This window comes from Nonomuraea sp. NPDC003201, from assembly GCF_053590415.1.
In genome coordinates this window covers 48,778-67,440 of the sequence record NZ_JBSFTC010000033.1, presented here as the reverse complement: position 1 = coordinate 67,440, position 18,663 = coordinate 48,778, and the positions used below count along the sequence as shown (strand labels likewise).

Annotated in this window: 14 protein-coding genes; 7 read left to right on the top strand and 7 right to left on the bottom strand. The window is 69.7% G+C overall.

What is annotated here, in order from left to right:
* Positions 1–151 precede the first annotated feature (151 nt).
* The 5 genes from ACWDX9_RS15865 to ACWDX9_RS15845 are packed head-to-tail and all read right to left on the bottom strand — an operon-like array spanning position 152 to position 5,665.
* The gene (locus tag ACWDX9_RS15865; protein WP_449953997.1) at positions 152–1,138 is read right to left on the bottom strand and encodes a hydroxyacid dehydrogenase; all 987 of its coding nucleotides are present in this window, start codon (positions 1,136–1,138) and stop codon (positions 152–154) included.
* Positions 1,132–2,292, bottom strand: a complete 1,161-nt coding sequence (locus tag ACWDX9_RS15860; RefSeq protein ID WP_449953995.1) for a hypothetical protein — start codon at positions 2,290–2,292, stop codon at positions 1,132–1,134. The genes ACWDX9_RS15865 and ACWDX9_RS15860 overlap by 7 nt, the downstream gene beginning before the upstream one ends.
* Positions 2,293–2,300: 8 nt before the next feature.
* Positions 2,301–3,173, bottom strand: a complete 873-nt coding sequence (locus tag ACWDX9_RS15855) for a carbohydrate ABC transporter permease (RefSeq protein WP_449953993.1) — start codon at positions 3,171–3,173, stop codon at positions 2,301–2,303.
* Positions 3,173–4,177 (bottom strand): carbohydrate ABC transporter permease, encoded by a 1,005-nt coding sequence (locus ACWDX9_RS15850; RefSeq protein ID WP_449953991.1) that lies wholly within the window; start codon positions 4,175–4,177, stop codon positions 3,173–3,175. The genes ACWDX9_RS15855 and ACWDX9_RS15850 overlap by 1 nt, the downstream gene beginning before the upstream one ends.
* Positions 4,178–4,213: 36 nt before the next feature.
* Positions 4,214–5,665: an ABC transporter substrate-binding protein gene (locus ACWDX9_RS15845; protein ID WP_449953989.1), complete on the bottom strand. Its 1,452-nt coding sequence runs from the start codon at positions 5,663–5,665 to the stop codon at positions 4,214–4,216.
* Between the two features lie 281 nt (positions 5,666–5,946).
* Here ACWDX9_RS15845 and ACWDX9_RS15840 point away from each other — a divergent pair, with 281 nt between their 5' ends.
* From ACWDX9_RS15840 to ACWDX9_RS15830, 3 genes are all read left to right on the top strand, one after another.
* Positions 5,947–6,723 carry a sugar phosphate isomerase/epimerase family protein gene (locus ACWDX9_RS15840; protein WP_449953986.1) on the top strand — a complete coding sequence of 259 codons (777 nt, stop codon included), beginning with the start codon at positions 5,947–5,949 and terminating at the stop codon, positions 6,721–6,723.
* Between the two features lie 29 nt (positions 6,724–6,752).
* Complete coding sequence (locus ACWDX9_RS15835; RefSeq protein WP_449953983.1) at positions 6,753–7,763, top strand: LacI family DNA-binding transcriptional regulator; 1,011 nt, start codon at positions 6,753–6,755, stop codon at positions 7,761–7,763.
* 67 nt (positions 7,764–7,830) lie between these two features.
* Entirely contained in the window at positions 7,831–9,624 is a 1,794-nt protein-coding gene (locus tag ACWDX9_RS15830; RefSeq protein ID WP_449953980.1) for a DUF2264 domain-containing protein, read from the top strand.
* Between the two features lie 98 nt (positions 9,625–9,722).
* On the opposite strand, the gene ACWDX9_RS15825 is transcribed toward ACWDX9_RS15830, so the two are convergent.
* A complete protein-coding gene (locus ACWDX9_RS15825) occupies positions 9,723–13,649 on the bottom strand; it encodes a DNRLRE domain-containing protein (protein WP_449953978.1) in 3,927 nt (1,308 codons plus the stop codon).
* 326 nt (positions 13,650–13,975) lie between these two features.
* Between ACWDX9_RS15825 and ACWDX9_RS15820 the strand changes: the two genes are divergently transcribed.
* Positions 13,976–14,974 carry an ArsR/SmtB family transcription factor gene (locus ACWDX9_RS15820; protein WP_449953975.1) on the top strand — a complete coding sequence of 333 codons (999 nt, stop codon included), beginning with the start codon at positions 13,976–13,978 and terminating at the stop codon, positions 14,972–14,974.
* Positions 14,975–15,002: 28 nt separating this feature from the next.
* On the opposite strand, the gene ACWDX9_RS15815 is transcribed toward ACWDX9_RS15820, so the two are convergent.
* A complete protein-coding gene (locus tag ACWDX9_RS15815; protein ID WP_449953972.1) occupies positions 15,003–15,929 on the bottom strand; it encodes a LysR family transcriptional regulator in 927 nt (308 codons plus the stop codon).
* Between the two features lie 233 nt (positions 15,930–16,162).
* Between ACWDX9_RS15815 and ACWDX9_RS15810 the strand changes: the two genes are divergently transcribed.
* The 3 genes from ACWDX9_RS15810 to ACWDX9_RS15800 are packed head-to-tail and all read left to right on the top strand — an operon-like array spanning position 16,163 to position 18,659.
* Entirely contained in the window at positions 16,163–17,050 is an 888-nt protein-coding gene (locus tag ACWDX9_RS15810; RefSeq protein WP_364246163.1) for an ABC transporter substrate-binding protein, read from the top strand.
* Entirely contained in the window at positions 17,047–17,898 is an 852-nt protein-coding gene (locus ACWDX9_RS15805; RefSeq protein WP_355200056.1) for an amino acid ABC transporter permease, read from the top strand. The genes ACWDX9_RS15810 and ACWDX9_RS15805 overlap by 4 nt, the downstream gene beginning before the upstream one ends.
* Positions 17,895–18,659 carry an amino acid ABC transporter ATP-binding protein gene (locus tag ACWDX9_RS15800; RefSeq protein ID WP_449953968.1) on the top strand — a complete coding sequence of 255 codons (765 nt, stop codon included), beginning with the start codon at positions 17,895–17,897 and terminating at the stop codon, positions 18,657–18,659. Before ACWDX9_RS15805 ends, ACWDX9_RS15800 begins: the two co-directional genes overlap by 4 nt.
* Positions 18,660–18,663 lie beyond the last annotated feature (4 nt).

Below are 18,663 nucleotides of genomic sequence, written 5' to 3'. Positions count from 1 at the left end.
TAGGCGGCGTCGGCCTCCGCCAGCGCCCGCGCCGCCTCCTCCTGGGTCTCCGGCTGGAGCACGACGAGCTCCGGCACCGCCTGCTCCAGCCGGGCCCGCCAGCCCGCGGTGGCCGGATCGTGCGGCGGCAGCAGCACCAGGGTGGCTGGGCTCACGCCCTCCTCGCCAGTCCGGACTCGGTGATCTCGTACAGCAGCGGCTCTCCCGCGAGGTAGCGGGCCAGCTCCTCGGCCATCGCCTGCCCGTGGCGGCGCCGCTCGAAGCCCAGGCTGCCCGCCACGTGCGGGGTGACGACGATGTTGGGCATCGTGAACAGCGGCGACCCGGCGACGGGCGGCTCCGGTTCGGTGACGTCGAGGACGGCGAACAGGTCGGTCCGCCGGCCCAGCACGTCCACGAGCGCGGCCTCGTCGACGAGGGCGCCGCGCGCCGTGTTGATCAGGGTGGCGTCGGGCTTCATCGACTCCAGCAGCTCGGTGCCGACCAGGCGCTGCGTCTCGGGGGTGAGCGGCGAGTGCAGGCTGACCACGTCGGAGGTGGCGAACAGCTCCTTCAGTCCGACGAGACGCACGCCGAGCTCCGCCGCCTGCGCCGGGTCGGCGTACGGGTCGTAGGCCTGCACGTCGAGGTGGTGATGGGCGAGCAGCCGCGCGGTGGCCCGGCCCGTGGCGCCGAGCGAGACCAGCCCGACCACCGCGTCATAGGCCCCGATCTCGGGCCCGCGCGGGGCGGTGGCCGCGGCGGCGCGCGCGGCCAGCACGTAGCGCCAGCCGTGCTTGAGCGCGTAGAGGATCTGCGAGAGCGCGAACTCGGCGACCGGCTCGGCGTTGGCCGTGGCCGCCGAGGTGACCCGCACTCCCCTCGCCCACATCTCCGGGGTGACCATCGGCTTGATGGAGCCCGCGCCGTACAGCACCAGCGAGAGCCTGGGCGCGGCGGCGAGCAGGGCGGCGTCCAGCTTGGGCGCCCCCCACCCGGTCACCAGCACGTCGAGGTCGGCGAGCACGTCCGGGGTGATCCGGTCGGCGGTGAGCGGGGGCGAGGCGATGGTCAGGTGCCGCTCGATCGCCTCCCTGGCCTGGGGGCCGTAGACGTCGTCGAAGCGGTTCGGGTCCATCACGTACAGCCCGTTCAGCATTGCCTCTCCTTCACGCGAGCCGCCGCCCGCACGCTGGCCAGGCGGGCAGGCGAGCCCAACCCGGCGTGGTAGTAACGTAGCTGCCGCGCTCCCCCTGCGATGAGGTCCGCGGCAAGTGCCGGGATCCGGGCGTACCCGTCCTCCAGCACGGTCAGGTTGGCGACGAGGGGGATCTCGGTGCGGCTCGCCGCGGCCTTCACCTGGGCCAGTGCCGCCTCCTCCGGGCCCCAGCACTTGAGCACGTACGCGTCTACTGGCGCGTCGAAGGAGGCCAGGTCGATCCCCACGTCGGGGCCGGTGACCTGCGGGTCGTCGGTGGCCATGAGCAGCAGCTCGCGGCCGCCGGCCGGCACCGCCACGTCCCGGACCAGGTCGGCGATGACCCGGCCACGGTGGTCGTAGACGGCCTGGGCGCGCTCGTGGCCGAGCGCGTCACCCAGGCTCTCCCCGGCGGGGACGCCCTGCTGGAGCTCCCCGTCCACGGCGGCGCGCACGTCGCGCGCCAGCTCCTCGACGTCCAGGCCGCGCTCCGCCAGCCCGCTCCGGCAGGCCGGGCAGAGGCAGAGCGACAGCAGCGCCCGGCCGCAGGCGGACAGGTGGGCGCCGGAGGTCTTCTCGTGGTGGCCGGCGTGCTCGGCGCCCAGCCAGCCGCACGCCTCCAGCATCAGCGCGGGCACGTCGTACTGCTCGCAGACCTCGCTCACGAGGGTGAGCGCGTAGTCGTGGACGGCGGGCTGGGCGGGGCAGAGCGCGTAGGGGTAGGACTCGCCGTACGCGTTCCTGACCGTCAGGTCGGGCGCCTCGCGGCCCAGCACCGAGGAGTGCGTGAGCACCATCCAGGCCTCGGCCCGCAGCCCGGCCCCCGCCAGCGCGGCCAGCGCCGTCCCGAACCGGTCCTCGTCCGGCACCCCCCAGCTCGGCGGGTACGGCTTGAGCCGCCCGCGCCAGCGCTCGGGACGCAGCCGGAAGTAGGCCGCCGCGTGGTCGGCCTGCACGATGCGGTGGCGCGGATGCCACGCGGTGGTGGCCCGGACCGAGTGGTAGGCCGCCTGCAGGGTCACCGTGCTCACGCCGAGTCCGGCGATGCGCTCGGCCGCCGCGGGGTCGCCCACGAGGTCCCAGGTGTAGGCGAACGCGCCGTGCCTCGTCTTCAAGCGGACTGTCACCCCTTCGTGGCGCCGGCCAGGCCGCGCGTGAAGTAGTTCTGGAAGAACAGGAAGATCGCCAGCATCGGCAGGAACGAGATCGTCATCCCGGCGGCGAACCCGGTCCAGTCGGTGGCGTGCTCACCTTGGAAGGAGAGCATCCCGACGGCGAGGTTCTGCAGGTCGGGCTGGCCGAGCGTGAACACCAGCGGGATGTTGAACTCGTTCCAGCTGCTGATGAACTGGAAGATGACCACCACCGCGATGACCGGTTTGGCCAGCGGCAGGATGAGGCCGAACGTCTTGATGAAGCCGGCCCCGTCGAGCTTGGCCGCCTCGAACAGGTCGCTCGGGACGCTGGAGAAGAACCCGACGAACAGCAGGACGTAGAGCGCGCCCGCGCCGCCGGACATGGCCAGGATGACGCCGGCCCGCGTGTTCAGCAGGCCGAGGTTCTCGATGAGCACGAACTGCGGGACGATGATCGAGGCGACCGGGATGAACAGGGTCCCCACGATCATCCGGTAGAGCAGGGTGCGGCCGGGGAACTCGTACCTGGCCAGCACGTAGCCGCACAGCGCAGCCTTGACCAGCTCGACGAGGGTCGAGGCGACCGAGTAGAGCACCGTGTTGAAGAAGTATCCGGAGAACCCGGCGTTGACCCAGGCGCGTACGAAGTTGTCGAAGTTCAGCTGGTCGGGCACGAGGCTCGCACCGCTGGTGAACATCCCGGCCTGGGTCTTGAACGCGGCCGAGATCGTCCACAGGAACGGATAGACCCACACGAGCCCGATGACCACCAGGATCGGCAGGGCGATGAGGTTGGCCCGCGTCCTGTGGCTGCGCCGGGCGGCCCGGTTGATCCCGGTGGTCTTGGTGATCGTCGCCATCAGACGCCGTACTCCTTCCTGAGCCGCTGGGCCCGGCGGACCGCGACGCCCTGGGCGGAGACCAGGACGAAGGCGATGACGGAGAACAGCAGCGCCGCGGCCGAGGCGTAGCCGTAGGCGAACGGCACCGAGCCGAAGGCGTTCTGGTAGATGAAGTAGGACACCACGTACGTGCTGGTGCCCGGGCCGCCCGCGGTGAGGGTGACGACCAGCCCGAAGACGTGCATGGCGTTCACGATGCCGAGCAGGGTGATGATCACGGCGACCGGCCTGATCATCGGCAGCGTGATGCGGGTGAGCTTCTTCCACTCGCCCGCGCCGTCGATGTCGGCCGCCTCGTAGACCTCTTCCGGCACGTTCTGCAGCGCCGCGATCCAGTAGATCATGTACTGGCCGAAGATCTGCCAGACGGAGACGAGCACGAGCACGAGCAGCGCGCTCCACCGGTTGGCGAACACGTCGAACCCCTGGTCGACCAGGCCGAGGTCGCGCAGGATCGCGTTCAGCGCGCCGTTGGACGGGTTGAGCAGGTAGGTGAAGACCAGGCCCGCCATGGCGACGGGGATGATCAGCGGCGCGAAGAACAGGGTCCGGAAGAACCGCTTGCCGCGCAGCCACTTGCGGGTGAGCACGATCGCCGCCAGCAGCGAGATCGGGAGCTTGATGACGGTGGTCAGCAGAGCGAAGATCAGCGTGTTGACCACCGAGAGCCAGAACAGCGGGTCGACCAGGATCGAACCGTAGTTGCCGGCCCCGACGAACTGGTCGATCGGGCCGATGCCCGACCAGTCGAAGAAGGAGTAGTAGATCGTCGCGGCCAGCGGCCAGAGGGTGAAGCCGAGGTAGAGCAGGAGGAAGGGGGCCAGGAAGACGACCAGCCAGACCCTGTCGAAGCCGCGGACGCGCTCGCGGGAGTGATCGACGCGTTCGGGCGCACGCTCGGCGGGCGGCCGGTCCCTGTCCGGCGCCCTCTCCCTACCGGGGGCGGGGGCGGTGGTTGTCATGGATGTCCTCACGAGGGAGAAGGGGGCGCCGACCGGTCAGTTCTTGTACATGTCCTTCGTGTAGTCCTTGGTGTAGTCCCAGTCGGGGAAGGTGTAGCAGTCCATCGACACCTTCAGGCCGGCGGCGGCCTCCTGCTTGAGCCCTTCCTCCAGGGCGGTCTGGCGCTGCTTGACGATGGCGGCGCCCACCGACTCCAGTGACTGGCCGCTGACCAGCGCCTCTCCCATGGCCTCCCACTCCCCGTCGGGGCTCTTCGCCAGCGCGTTGACGTACGCCTTGGACTTGGCGATGTCGGGGCACTTGAGCAGCGGCACGGGAAGCTGGACGCGGTAGCCCGGCTGCGCGGCGATCTGCATGATCTGCTTGAGCGCCGGGTCGCTGACCATCTTCTGGTTGTCGACGTAGGCCAGCGTGCCGAAGGCGCTCTTGTAGTACTGCTTGACGAAGTAGCCGTTGGGGTCGGTCATCCACTGGATGAACGTCCACATGGCGTCGGCGTTCTTGGTCTGCGAGCTGACCCAGTACTTGTTGCCGTCGTACTTGCGGCCGGCCGCGCCGGTCTGCCCGTCGTCCGGGTTGAGGCGCGGCGCCACCACGTACTTGTCGCTGCTGAAGCCCTGGCTGGCCCACACGCTCGGCACCCAGGTGCCGTCGAAGAAGATGCCGGCCTGGTCGGCGGCGAACTGCTGGCGGGAGAAGTTCTTGTCGTTGGTGCCCGGCGCCAGGTAACCGGCCTTCTTGAGCTCCTGGATGTAGGCGAAGGCCTTCAGCTGCCCGGGCTCGGTCAGGTCGAACTTGCCGGTCTTGTAGTCGAAGAACTCGTCCGTCGAGACGCTGCTGATCATCGCGTACCAGATCCGCTGCATGTCCACGCCCTTGGTGGGTGCGGCGATGCACTCCGCCTTGGTCTTGGCCTTGATCTGCGCGCAGGCGTTCTTGAGGTCGGTCCAGGTCTTGGGCGGGCTGTTGACGTCCAGCCCGGCCTGCTGGAAGACCTGCTTGTTGAGGAACATGTAGCCGGAGCCCCAGTAGAGGTTCTCCGAGAACGGGAAACCGTACGTCTTCCCGTCCTGCACGTTGATGCCTTCCAGGAAGGACCCGTCCGGCCAGCGCTTGGTGAAGTCGGCGGGGACGGTGCCGCTCGGGCTGAGCGGGCTGATCCACTTCTGGTCCAGCAACTGGGACAGCCCGGTCGCGTTCCAGTAGAACATGTCCGGCGCCTGGTTGCTCTGGAAGGCCAGGGGCAGGGTCTTCATGTAGTCGGCCTGGGTGATCGAGCGCCACTCGATCTTGATGTTGGGATGTTCCTTGGTGAACTGCGCGCCGATGTCCTTGTGGAAGTTCACCTGTTCGGCGGAGAAGTCCCAGATCTGCAGCGTGGTCTGCGATCCGCTGCCGCCGTCGCGGCCGGTGCTCGACGTGCCGCACGCCGCCACGAGCAGCGAGGCCAGGATCGCGGTGATCATCGCGGGCCGATGGAGTTTCATGAAGCCCTCCCGAGAGACGGAGGTCAGAGGGGTGTCGGGCATCGGGTAAGCGCTTGCCCGAGAGGTGGGTCCGAGAGTAACCCCGGTCACAGGCCGATTCAAGACTTGTGAGAAAGCGGTTTCAGATCGATGCTCGGTCCTGACACCTGTCCGTGGATGACCCGTACCGCCAAACATATGCTGGTCTGCCTGGCACTTCTCGGCGGCGCGCGCCGATAAGATCATCAGCGCGGCGCGCCGGAAAAATCTCTACAAGCGCTTTCAGAACTTCGGGAGTACGTGTGCGCCTGCTCGCCTTCACCAAGCCCTTCGGCCCGATCGACCCCGCCCGGCTGGCCGAGACCGTGGCCTCGGTGGGCGCCGACGGGGTCGACCTCGTCGTGCGCGAGGGGCAGACGGTCAGCCCCGCCGACCCGGGCGGCATCGCCGTCGTCGCCGCCGAGCTCGAGCGCCGCGGGCTCACCCTCGACGTCGTCACCACCGACCTGCTCGACGCCGACGCGGACGCCGAACGGATCATCGCGGCCTGCGGCGAGAGCGGCGTCCCCCTCATGCGGGTGGGCTTCTTCCGCTACGACCCCGCCGCCGGATACCGCCGCCAGCTGGAGGAGTCCAGGGCCGCCCTGTCCCGCCTGGCCGCCGTCGCGGCCCGGCACGACGTGCGGCTGGCGGTCCAGTTGCATCACGGTACGATCCATCCATCCGCCTCGCTCGCCCTCGCACTCGCCGGCGATCTGGACGATGTGCGCTTCTACGCCGACCCCGGCAACCAGGCCAAGGAGGGCAGCGAGGCATGGGCGCTCAACGTCGACCTGCTGGGCGATCGGATGGCCTGCATGGGAGTGAAGAACGCCGTCTGGCGGTCCACCGCGGACGGCTGGGTGTGCGAGTGGCAACCGTTCGCGGATGGAGGCGTGGTCCCCTGGCCGGAGATCGTCCCCGGGCTGCGCGCACGCGGCTACAGCGGAGTGCTGTCGCTGCACGTCCACTACCTGGCGGCCGACCCGGCGGCGGCCGTACGGCGGGATCTTGATCATCTACGCGGGCTGCTCGGCTGACGGGCGTTCCACGGGGGGAGGAGGAGCGGGTGCGTAATCTGCGGCAGGGCCGCTCGGCCCGGGTGACGATCAGCGACGTCGGGGCGGCGGCGGGGGTGTCGGCCTCGACGGTCTCCCGTGTGCTCAACGGCACGGCCAAGGTCGCCCCCTCGCTGGCGGCGCGCGTCCACGACGCGGTCAGGCAGCTGGGCTACCGGCCCAACGCCGCGGCGCAGGGGCTGGCCCGCGGGGAGTGGGGAACCATCGGCGTGCTGGTCCCCAACCTGGCCAACCCCTACTTCCCCGACGTGCTCAAGGCGGTCTCGGCCGTGGCCCGCTCCCACGGGCGGCGCGTCATGGTCATGGAGTCGGACGACGACCCCTCGATCGAGCACGACCTGGTCGCGGACCTGATGCGCAGCTGCGACGGGGTGCTGCTCTGCTCCTCCCGCCTGGAGCGCTCGGACCTGGTCGTGCTGACCGCCCGCGACCACCCGCTCGTCCTGCTCGACCGGATCGTCCCCGGCATCGCCGCGCCCGCGGTCTCCGCCGACTTCTTCGGCGGGATGATGCTGATCTGCGGCCACCTGGCGCAGCTGGGCCACCGCCGGGTCGCCTACCTGAGCGGGCCCGAGGTGTCCTGGGCCAACGCCGAGCGGATCAGGGCGCTGGAGGCGGCCAAGGCGTTCGGCATCTCCGTCACGATCCTGCCGTGCGGCTCCACCAGCCGGACCGGGTACGACGCCGCCGCCGAGGTGGCCGGCACCGGCGCCACCGCGCTCACCACCTACAACGACCTGGTGGCGCTGGGGGCGGTGACCCGGATGCGCGAGCTCGGCGTACGGGTCCCCGAGGATCTGTCCGTGGTCGGGTTCGACGACATCGCGCTGGACCACGTGGCGCACACGAGCCTGACCACGGTGTCGGTGCCGCGCGGGCAGCTCGGCAGGCAGGCGGCCGAGATGCTGGAGGCCCTCATGACCGAGGGGCACGACGGGGAGCCGGTGTACCTGCCGATGGAGTTGCACGTCCGCGACAGCACGGCGCCGCCCCACTGTTGACAAGTGCGGCCGGCGGCGGGAACCCTGTCTTTCTGAAAGCGCTTTCCCAGCGGAGGAGAGAGAACCCGTGGACACCGACGACCGCGCAGGGCGGCCTGGCAGCGACCGAGACGATCTGCAGCGGCAGGTCCTGGACCTGGTCGCACCACTGACCACCAGATTCAGCGCGGGCGGGGGGCGGCTGCGGCTGGGGTTCAACACGGCGCACTACGACCAGGCCGCCTCCGAGCTGGAAGCGTTCGCTCGGCCGCTGTGGGGGCTGGCGCCCCTGGCGGCCGGCGGCGGGGCGTTCGACCACTGGGAGCTCTGGCGCGCCGGGCTGGCCGCCGGGACCGACCCCGAGCACCCCGACTACTGGGGCGCCGCCTTCGACCGCAACCAGCGGCTGGTCGAGACCGCCGCCATCGGCCTGGCGCTCGCCCTGGCCCCCGAGCAGGTCTGGGACCCGCTGACCGGCCCGCAGCGCGACACCGTGGCCGCCTGGCTGCGGCACGCGGTCACCGTGGAGCCCAACGACAACAACTGGCTGTTCTTCCCGGTCATGGTGGGGCTGGGGCTCGACCGCGTCGGGGTCGCCCACGACCGCGACGCCAACACCGCCAGGCTCGACCGGCTGGAGGAGTTCGACCTCGGGCGCGGGTGGTACACCGACGGGCCCAAGTGGCAGCGCGACTACTACATCCCGTTCGCCATGCACTACTACGGCCTCATCTACGCGGCGCTCGGCGACGACCCGGCCAGGGCCGGGCGCTTCCGCGAGCGGGCCGCGGCGTTCGCCCACGACTTCCAGCACTGGTTCACCGGCGAGGGGGTCGCGGTCCCGTTCGGCAGGAGCCTGACCTACCGTTTCGCGCAGTCGGCGTTCTGGGGGGCGCTGGCCTTCGCCGGGGTCGAGGCGCTGCCGTGGGAGGTGACCAAGGGCCACCTGCTGCGGAACGTGCGCTGGTGGGGCGAGCAGCCCATTCGCGACACCGCCGGGCTGCTCACCATCGGCTACGGCTATCCCCAGCCGCACCTGGCCGAGCAGTACAACGCGCCCGGCTCGCCGTACTGGGCCATGAAGGCTTTCCTGCCGCTCGCCCTGCCCGCGGAGCACCCGTTCTGGGCCGCGAAGGAGGCCGACGCGCCGCCGCTGCCCGAGGTCAGCACCCAGCCGGAGGCGGGCGTGGCGCTGCTGCGCTGCGAGGAGGGGCGGCACGTGGTGCTGCTGAGCGCGGGGCAGCACGCCCCGTGGATGCGGCACGGCGCGGCCAAGTACGCCAAGTTCGCCTACTCCACGCGTTTCGGCTTCAGCGTGCCGGCCGGGACGCTGGGGCTCGAACAGGGCGCCTTCGACAGCACGCTGGCGCTCAGCGAGGACGGCGAGCACTGGCGGCCGTGCGAGCTGCCGTACGACGTCTCCGCCGCCGACGGCGTGCTGCACGCGCACTGGAAGCCCTGGGACGACGTGGAGATCGAGACCTGGCTGGTGGCGCTGCCCCCGTGGCACGTGCGGGTGCACCGGATCAGGACCGGGCGGGCGCTGCGCACGGCCGAGGGCGCCTTCGCGGTCGACCGGGACCGGCCGCCTACCCGAGTCGAGACCGGTACCGGGTGGGCCAGGCTCGACTCGCCGAACGGCCTGTGCGTGATCGAGGACCTGTCCGGCGGGCGGGAGGGAGCCCTGGTCACGCCCCTGCCCGGCACCAACGTGTTCGCCCCGCGCACCACGATCCCCACGCTGACGGGCGAGCTGCCGCCCGGCGAACACCTGCTGGCCTGCGCGGTCCTCGGCCTGGAGGCGGCTGAGGGGAGCGAGTGGCCCGAGCCTCCCGCGTGGGATGCCGTCGAGCCGCTGCTCGGTCCTGCGCCGCGGCCGTGATCTTGATATCGGACAGCGGGCGGCCCGCCAGGTCGCCCGCTGTCCGGGGGCTCACCGGCAGAGGCACGCCGGGTTTGCCGTACCGCTTCCTGATCGCGTCACAAGACCACCCTCGCGTAACCGATCCGCCAGCCTCTCTCCTTCACGTCGGAGACCCTCTTGTCTAGCTTCTTGGTGCTGTGCGCGGTGTAGAAGATCCCTCTTTCGCTGGAGGACGTCTTCTTCGTGACGATCGACATATGGTCGACCCCGTTGTGGTTCTGCGGATCGAAGTCCCAGTACATGATGTCGCCGACGCGCACGTCCGAGAATGTGGAGCGCCATTGGATCCGGTGGCGGTTGGCCATGTGGCTCATGCTCTTCGTGACGATGACGAAGGTGTTCGAGTCCTTGCCGACGGGGGCTGCCCAGAACCAGTTGTTCGGGTTCTCGCGTTTCTGCTTCGCCGTTGACCCGTAGTTCCGGATCTCCAGGACGCCTCCGCCGAATCGCAGCGCTTTGGAGGCGAAGTTGGTGCAGTCGCCGCCGCGGTGCCAGAAGTTGTCGTACTCCTGGTGGCTGTTCCAGTTCCTCCTGGCCCAGCTGGCGATGCCGGACGGGTTCACGTAGTCGGCCGAGACGGTGCCCGCCGGGGCATCGCCGGGTTCGGGCACGGTCGCGTCTTCGTTCATGTCCGCCGTGGCCGACCCGTCGGGGTAGACCTGGGAGTCGACCGAATCGCCGTCCGCCTGGCCGGTGAGGCCGTCGGAGGAGCCGTCCGGATGCTGACTCTGGCCTGCCACGACGACATTGAAGGAATAGTCCGCGTCGTTCTCCTCTTCTTCCGTGGTCTTCTCCCCGGTCGGGTCACGCCGGAGCCTGGACTGGTGCACGGTCGCGCGGACGGTCGCGGTCCTGCCGTCGGCCGACAAGGAGACAAGGGTGTTGCTCAGTGTGGTCGTCGAGCTTTCCTGAGCCCCGCCGTCGGCGTCAGCCTCGGATTTCGCGGCCACGAGCGCTTGCTCGTCCGCCTGGAGCAGCGACTCGAACCGATTGCCCTGATCATGTCTGCCGATCGCGTCGGAGGCGCCCGCGAAACGTCCCTCGACGATGCCCTCCCGGCTGTCCAGATATTGCGTGACAGCGTCGAGGTATTCCTGCCCATCGGGAACGGCCTGCGGTTTCACGGCCGCGGTGGCGCTCCAGGGGCCGCTGCCTTGGTCGTTCTCGGCGCGTACCCGGAAGACGTAGGCCGATCCGTTGGCCAGCCCGGTGACGACGGCCCTCGGCTCGGACGGCGTCAGTGTCTTGACGACGGTTCCCGCGCTGTCGAGAACGTCCAGGTCGAACCCTGTGATGCGCGTGTCACCGGTCGAGTCGGACGGCGGCCCCCAGGTGACGAGCGCTCCGCCGTCACCCGGCCGCACGCTGACGTTCTGCAGGGTTCCCGGCGCGCCCGGCGGAACGTAGGTGACGGTGATGGTCAAGGGGACGCTCACGCCGGCGGAGCCGAAGGTCACCTCCGGTGCCGCGGGATCGGTGGTTCGCAGCGCGAGCTCCGCGAAGCCCTGACCGTCCTGACGGTCTCCCTGTACGGACCCGGAGATGTCGATCTTCGGGTTGGCCAGGTCCACCTCAGCGAACGGCTCGTCCAGCAGCTTGGAGGAGACCTCGGCCCCCGACGCGTCGGCGGCGAGGCCGTCGGCCAGCTCGTACGCCGACACCTTGAGGGTGGCGGGGCACGTGGCGGCACATGTGGGGGTTCCGAGATCGAGGGTTGCCGAGGCGATCTCCGCACCCGCCGGGATCGCGGTGAGGTCCGCCTTGAACGTGGAGATCAGGCCGCCTCCCACGTGGAACACGGCGGCCTTCTCGAGCGGGCAGGCGTGCCCGTCACAGGCGTCGGAAGCCGTCTTGGCACCCCGTATGGCGAGTACGCCGGCGCCGAGGGTGGTGGATCGAGTGGGTTTGTCCGCCGTCGGTCGCGGAGCTGTGAAGGTGACGGGGGCGGTACGGGCGCTGCAGGCGGAGCCGACACACGCTTCCATCTGCCACTTGTAGACGGCGCCGGGCGTGATGAGGTCGGAGGAGACCTTCAGGGCGGCGCGCTGCCCGCCCTGAACGGTGCTGGACCCCGCCGGGCTCGGCCCCACGACGGCGCCGGCACTGTCGTAGAGGTAGAACCTGGCGGTGAGCGGCTCTCCCGAGGGCCGCAGGAGCACGCCCGACAGCACGACGGCTGACGGGTCGCTCACGCCGGTGGCAAGGCCGGTGGGCACCTTGGGCACGTCCGTCGCGAACGGTGTCCACGACGACCAGCCGCTCGCTCCGGTCGGGCTCGTCACCCTGACGCGGAACCGGTACGACCCGGGGTTCAGCAGGGCGCCCGCAGGCGGCGTCCAGGTCGCGGTGGCACCGGAGGCCACCGCCTTGGGGCCTCCCGTGGCGACCACGTCACTGCTGCCGGCCTTGGTGACTTCGAACGTGTAGTTCAGCGGCGCTCCGGCGGGATCGGTCGCCTTGGCCGACAGCGTGGGCGTGAGGCTCGCGACGGTGTTGACCGCCGGGTCGGAGGAGGCTCTGGGCGCGATGTCGAGCCCTGAAGGGGTGCCGATCTTGTAGGTGAAGGTGACGCTGAGCGCGGGTTCCTTCTCCCCCTGGGCGCCGGAGACGTAGTTCGAGGAGTAGTACCGGCGCCAGGTCGAGGCGTCCTTCTCGTCCGCGCCGCGCAACTGGATGCCGTAGTCCGGCTGGCCGTCGGCCCATGCCTGCACGATGGCGTCGGTGTCCCAATGCATGAAGTCCTGGGGGCAGCTCGCCGCCCCGTGCGCGGTCTTCGTGATCACCGCGCCGCTGGTCGTCGTGGCCGGCTCCGAGCCGTACTTGATGGTGTCCGGATCCCAGGCCGCCGTGATCCGGCGTGCCTGCACCCCCGCGCTGGGGTCCACGCACACCGATGACCAGAACGTCCACAGCCGCAGGTCCGTGTCCACGATCTGGGTGCCGCGCAGGTCCTCGATGTGCCGGAACTTCAGGTACGAGCGGGCGATGTGGGAGCCGTCGTACGTGCCCGCCTTCAGCTCGGTCGAGCCGCGCTGCGAATCGGGGATGTCGCTCTGCACCCAGGTGTCGGTCTCCACGGTGAGCGTGCTCGTGGGGTCCACGGTGACGGGGTACTTCACCGCCGGGTCCGAAAGAAACCTCGGGTCCGGCTTCAGCACCAGCACCGCACCGTCGCCGCTCTGCCGCACCGTCGTCTCGATGGCGGCCTGATGAACGGGCTCGCCGGAGCGCTCGTCGGTCGTGGAGTCCCACATCCGCGGGGCCGGCGCCGACGCCAGCACCTTGCCGGCACCATCCCGCAGGTTCAGGCCGTGATCGGCGGCCTTGGCAAGCCTCAGGCCCTTCGTGACCACCGGCAGCGTGAACTCCAGCGGTCCCGTCGGACGCCGGTGCAAGACGATCGAATGGCTGAACCCGTTCGGCAACGCCCTCACGGTGAGGTCACCGCCGGGCACCACGTTCTCGTAGGTCGCCGTGTCCCCCTTGATCTGCGGCGACGGCAGAGCCTTGCCCCACGAGACCGCGAACGAGCGATCCGCGCCCCGCACCTCGGCAAAGGGCTCCAGGCCGCCGTCGGACAGGCGGACGTCCGATGCCACGGCCTTCGGCCGCAGTCCCGCCTGGCCGTCATGCACCAGGGACGTGTCGATGGGGCGCCACTCGCCGCCGTCCTTCACCCGTACCGGGCCGGGGAAGGTTTCCAGCGTGAACGTGCCGTCAGGGTTGGCCCAGAGCGAGGAGCTGTCGCTCTTCTCGCTCTCCACCTCCACCCGCGTGCCCTGTGTCTTCGCCGATCGCGCGGCGGCCACCCGGTCGGCCGGAGGGCTCCCGTCGTCGGCCACCGCGGCCGAGCCCCCGGAAACCGGTCCGGCCAAGGACGCGGCGACCATCAGGGCCACCAGGCCGCCGAGCGCGCCCCCGCGCCGCTCACCCACCGCGCGGCGACCGGCTAAGAGACCGCCTGTCCCCCGTGATCGTTTCACCGTGTTACCTCCTCGTCGCAGCCGTCACAGGCTGTCGTCGCCGGCCGCCGCCCCGTCCGTCACCGGCACGCCTCTGGGCCGGAAAGCCGGACACTCGCGCCCCGGAGAAGGGCGGCGGTCACAGACCAGCCATCATTTTCAGCGCGGCTCCGGCCGAGGCGAAGATCGTTCCATCACAGCGCAAATGTCCTGGAAGAGACCCCTGCGAGAGGGACCGGACACCGCGCGGCCCGGGCGCCGGCGAACTTGACCGCGCTGATCGCCGTCGAAGTAGGTGCTTCCGTCGGAGTGCACATGCCGAACGGGGCACGTCGATCGGAGGATCCATGGCGCTGAGAATCCATTTCACGGGCGAGGATCTCGCGCGAACGCGCATCGCCCCCGGGTGCGACGCCATGTGGGAGGTGATGCTCAGCCTCTACAGGTTGCGCCGCCGGGAGCGGACGATCGTCTTCAGTCAGTGGAAGAGGGAGGCGCTGGCGAGGGTGCCCGCGGCGACCCGGATACTGACGACCCTCGCGCCCGCGCGAGGCTATACCGTCGACTTCCTCACCCCGCGCACCGAGCCGGGCTCGATGGTGGCGGGAACCGAGGCCCTGCGCCGAACCACACGTGAGCGGCTACATCTCGACCTGACCGAGTTGTCCTGGCGCCATCCCGGCACGCGCTTGCCCGGGTGGGTCGGCCACCTCGCCGAGGGCGGCTCGCAGACGCTGGGCGCCGTCGCCGACGCGGCCGAGGCCTACTTCGAAGCATGCTTGTCGCCGTACTGGCCACGGATCCGCGCGCAGGTCGCCCAGGAACGCGCCCGCCGCGCACGAGTGCTCTTCGAAGGCGGCTGGGAGGCGGTGTTCGCCACGCTCCACCCGTCGGCACGGTGGAGCTTCCCGACGCTGGAGCTCGCCTATCCGGCCGACCACGACATCCATCTCAACGGCCGGGGCCTGGTGCTGCAGCCCTCGTTCTTCTGCAGGCAGACACCGATCACCCTGCGCGATCCCGAGCTGCCCCCGGTGCTGGTCTATCCGATCGAACACGACCCCACCTGGGCGCACGGCGACGCCCCCGACCGGCGTCCGACGCTGACGAGCCTGCTCGGCCCCACCCGGGCCCAGGTGCTCGAAACCATAGCCCACGGTGACTGCACCACCGGCGAGCTCGCGCGTCAGCTGGACATTCCCGGCTCGACCGCCAGCCGCCAGGCCACCACACTTCGCCAGGCCGGCCTGGTGACCAGCCACCGCCTGGGCCAAGCAGTCATCCACACCGTCACCGACCTGGGCACCGCCCTCCTCAACAATCACCACCCCGGCCTGATCGCCTGAGGGGTGTGCCATGTGGGCAGCGCCGGGCTCACACGGCGATGGGCAGGTCCGCGCGCTGGTGCAGGGATTCGGCGGCGTTGATGAGCATGCTCGTCGCGTGACCGAGCAGGGGGTTGGGGTCGGTGGCGCGGCACACGGTGAAGACCCTGCGGACCTGCGAGGGGTCGCCGAGCCGGAACACGCACACCTCGCCCGACTCGATCATCGCCAGCTCCGGCACGATCGCCACCCCCAGCCCCTTGCGTACGAGCTCGAAGGGCAGGTTGTAGTCGTTGGTGCGGAACAGCACGTCGGGGTCGAAGCCGCTGGCCGCGCAGATGTGCGACAGGTTGAGCGAGGCGTCCATCCCCTCGGTGTAGGAGATCCACCGTTCGGCTGACAGCTCGCCGAACTGGATGCGCTTGCGGGCGGCCAGCCGGTGACCGGTCGGCACGAGCACGTAGAGCGGCTCCTCCATGATCAACGTCATGGTCAGGTCCTTCGGCCAGTTGTGCGGCACCATGCCGTACTCGAAGACCACGGCCAGGTCGAGCCGCCCCTCGTTGACGGCGGGAATGGTCCGGTGCGGATCGCCTTCCTCGTAGCGGATGTCCACGTTGGGCCGGTCGCGCAGGAACTCGGCCAGCACGGCGGGCACCAGCCGGAACCCGGCGGACCAGAAGCTGCCGAGCCGCAGTCTGCCCCGGTGGGTGGTGGCGAAGGAACGCATCTCCTCCTCCGCCGCCTCGAGGTCGGCCAGCAGCCGGGCGGCCTTGCGGGCCAGCTCGGCCCCCGCCGCGGTGGGCCGGATGCTGCGCGGCAGGCGCTCGAACAGCTGGACGCCCAGGGTCCGCTCCAGCGAGGAGACCTGCTGCGAGATGGCCGACGGGGTGAACCCGAGGCGCTTGGCGGCGGTCCGGAGCGAACCGGTGGCGACCACCTCACGGATCGCCTGAAGCTGGGCGGGAGTAAGCATCGGCTCAACTTAACAGTCGAGCGATAAGCATCACCAGACCGCGAACCAACTTGAGGCGAGGCGATCGATCACCTGGGCGACTACCTGGGGCGGGTGAGAAAGAGGATAAGGAGGAGTGAACAGGATGTGCATCAATGCGCATGCTCGCTTACCTTGTCGTATCCAAACGGACCCCCAATATTGGTGTTTACGGAACGTAGTAGTACCAAGCGCGAGAGGTGGTGTCCTGCGCGATGCGGTTCACCCAAGCAGCCGCCGCATTCGGCCTGGCGGGACTCCTGTCCCTGACAGCTTGTTCCGGAGGCGGCGCCTCCCAGGCGGCCGCCCCGGCACAGCAGAAGAATCAGGAACTGCACGACCTGCTGCCCGACAAGATCAAGAAGAGCGGCACGCTCAACGTGGCCGCGGGTCACAACTACCCGCCGCTGGTCTTCCTCGACACCGACAACAAGTCGGTCATCGGCCTCGAACCCGAGCTGATGAAGGCCATCGGCCAGGTGCTCGGCGTCGAGGTGACGTTCAGCCAGGCCAGCTTCGACAGTCTCATCGCCGGTGTGCAGGCACGCCGCTACGACCTGGCCATCCAGGCGATGCTCGACAAGCCGGAACGCCGCGAGAAGGTCACCTTCGTCGACTACTTCAAGACCAGCAGCTCGCTCCTGGTCCAGGAGAAGGACGCCCAGACGATCAAGTCGCTCGACGATCTCTGCGGGAAGACGGCGGCCGTCGAGCAGGGCACCGCCCAGGCCGACGACGCCGAGCAGCAGAAGAAGAAGTGCACGGACGCGGGCAAGCCGGCGGTCCAGGTGCTGGTGTTCCCCGACACGGTCGGCTGTCTGCAGGCCGTCTCCACCGGCCGGGCCAACGCCTTCATCGGCGGCACGCCCACCATCACCTACCAGGCCGAGCAGTCCGGTGGCCGGATGAAGCAGGTGGGCGAGCCCTACCGCTTCCTGCCGTACGGGATCCTCGTCAACAAGGAGGACCAGAACCTCTCCAAGGCCGTGCAGCAGGCGCTGCAGAAGCTGATGGAGAACGGCTCCTACGCCAAGATCCTCGACAAGTGGAAGATGTCGTCGGGCGCCCTCGACAAGGCCGTGCTCAACGGCGGCGAGTCGTGACCACGACCGGGCAGACCGCTCCCCCGGCTCCACGGGAGCGGATCCAGGCAGTCCCGCTCCGCCATCCGGGGCGCTGGGTGAGCGCGGCCGTCCTCGGCTTCCTGGTGATCTTCCTGCTGCAGGGCTGGGTGGCCAACCCGCGCATGGAGTGGAAGGTGGTCGGCGAGTACCTCTTCTCCCCCGCGGTCCTGAGCGGGCTCGGCACCACGCTGCTGCTCACGCTCCTCGCCATGCTCGTCGGCGTCGCGGGCGGCATCGTGCTGGCCGTGCTGCGCATGTCGCCCAACCCGTTGCTGGCGGCGCTGAGCGCGTTCTACATCTGGGTCTTCCGCGGCGTGCCGCTGCTGGTGCAGCTGCTGTTCTGGTACTTCCTGTCCGCGGTGGTGCCGAAGATCGGGCTCGGCGTGCCCTGGGGGCCGACGTTCTTCGAGGTCGACACCAACCTGATCATCACCCAGCTCACCGCGGCGGTGCTGGGCCTCGGCCTGCACGAGGCGGCCTACATGGCCGAGATCGTGCGGGCCGGCATGACCTCCGTCGACCACGGTCAGACGGAGGCGGCCCACGCCCTGGGCCTGACCCGCTTCCAGACCCTGCGCAAGATCATTCTTCCGCAGGCCATGCGGGTCATCATCCCGCCGACGGGCAACCAGGTGGTCTCCATGCTCAAGACCACCTCTCTTGTCTTCGCCATCGCCGTACCGGAGCTCCTGACCTCGATCCAGGGCATCTACTCCAGGAACTTCCAGCAGGTCGCCCTGCTCACGGTCGCGTGCTTCTGGTATCTGGTGGCCACGACCGTCCTGAACGCCGGGCAGCACTACATCGAACGCAGGTTCAGCCGATGACGACCCTCATCCGCGCGGAAGGCGTGCACAAGCGGTTTGGAGCGCTCGACGTACTCAGAGGCATCGATCTGGAGGTCGCGGAGGGAGAGGTGCTGGCCGTGATCGGCCCGTCGGGCTCCGGCAAGTCCACCTTCCTGCGCTGCATCAACCACCTCGAACGCATCGACGCCGGCCGCCTCTACTTCCGCGACCACCTGATCGGCTACGAGGAGCGCGACGGGAAGGTCTACGAGCTGCCGGACAAGGCGATCGCCGCCCAGCGGGTGGACATCGGGATGGTCTTCCAGCGCTTCAACCTCTTCCCGCACATGACCGCGCTCGAGAACATCATGATGGCGCCGATCATGGTCAAGAAGGAGCCGAAGGCCGAGGTACGCGAGCGCGCCCACGCCCTGCTGACCAGGGTCGGGCTGGCCGACAAGGCGAACAGCCGCCCCGACCAGCTGTCCGGCGGCCAGCAGCAGCGCGTCGCCATCGCCCGCGCCCTGGCGATGCGCCCCGACCTCATGCTGTTCGACGAGCCGACCTCGGCTCTCGACCCGGAGCTCGTGGGCGAGGTCCTGGACGTCATGCGCGACCTCGTCCGCGAGGACGGCATGACGATGATCATCGTCACCCACGAGATGGGATTCGCCCGCGAGGTGTGCGACACCATCGTCTTCATGGACGACGGGGTCGTCGTGGAGTCCGGGCCGCCCGGCGCCGTGCTCGGCGAGCCCCGGCACGAGCGCACCCGGGCATTCCTCAGCAAGGTCCTCTGACTCC

Bases quoted from the DNA above. Each gene is read 5' to 3' on its own strand.
- ACWDX9_RS15865 (WP_449953997.1), bottom strand. From the start codon at position 1,138: ATGCTGAACGGGCTGTACGTGATGGACCCGAACCGCTTCGACGACGTC.
- ACWDX9_RS15855 (WP_449953993.1), bottom strand. From the start codon at position 3,173: ATGGCGACGATCACCAAGACCACCGGGATCAACCGGGCCGCCCGGCGC.
- ACWDX9_RS15850 (WP_449953991.1), bottom strand. From the start codon at position 4,177: ATGACAACCACCGCCCCCGCCCCCGGTAGGGAGAGGGCGCCGGACAGG.
- ACWDX9_RS15845 (WP_449953989.1), bottom strand. From the start codon at position 5,665: ATGAAACTCCATCGGCCCGCGATGATCACCGCGATCCTGGCCTCGCTG.
- ACWDX9_RS15820 (WP_449953975.1), top strand. From the start codon at position 13,976: ATGGCGCTGAGAATCCATTTCACGGGCGAGGATCTCGCGCGAACGCGC.
- ACWDX9_RS15815 (WP_449953972.1), bottom strand. From the start codon at position 15,929: ATGCTTACTCCCGCCCAGCTTCAGGCGATCCGTGAGGTGGTCGCCACC.
- ACWDX9_RS15810 (WP_364246163.1), top strand. From the start codon at position 16,163: ATGCGGTTCACCCAAGCAGCCGCCGCATTCGGCCTGGCGGGACTCCTG.
- ACWDX9_RS15800 (WP_449953968.1), top strand. From the start codon at position 17,895: ATGACGACCCTCATCCGCGCGGAAGGCGTGCACAAGCGGTTTGGAGCG.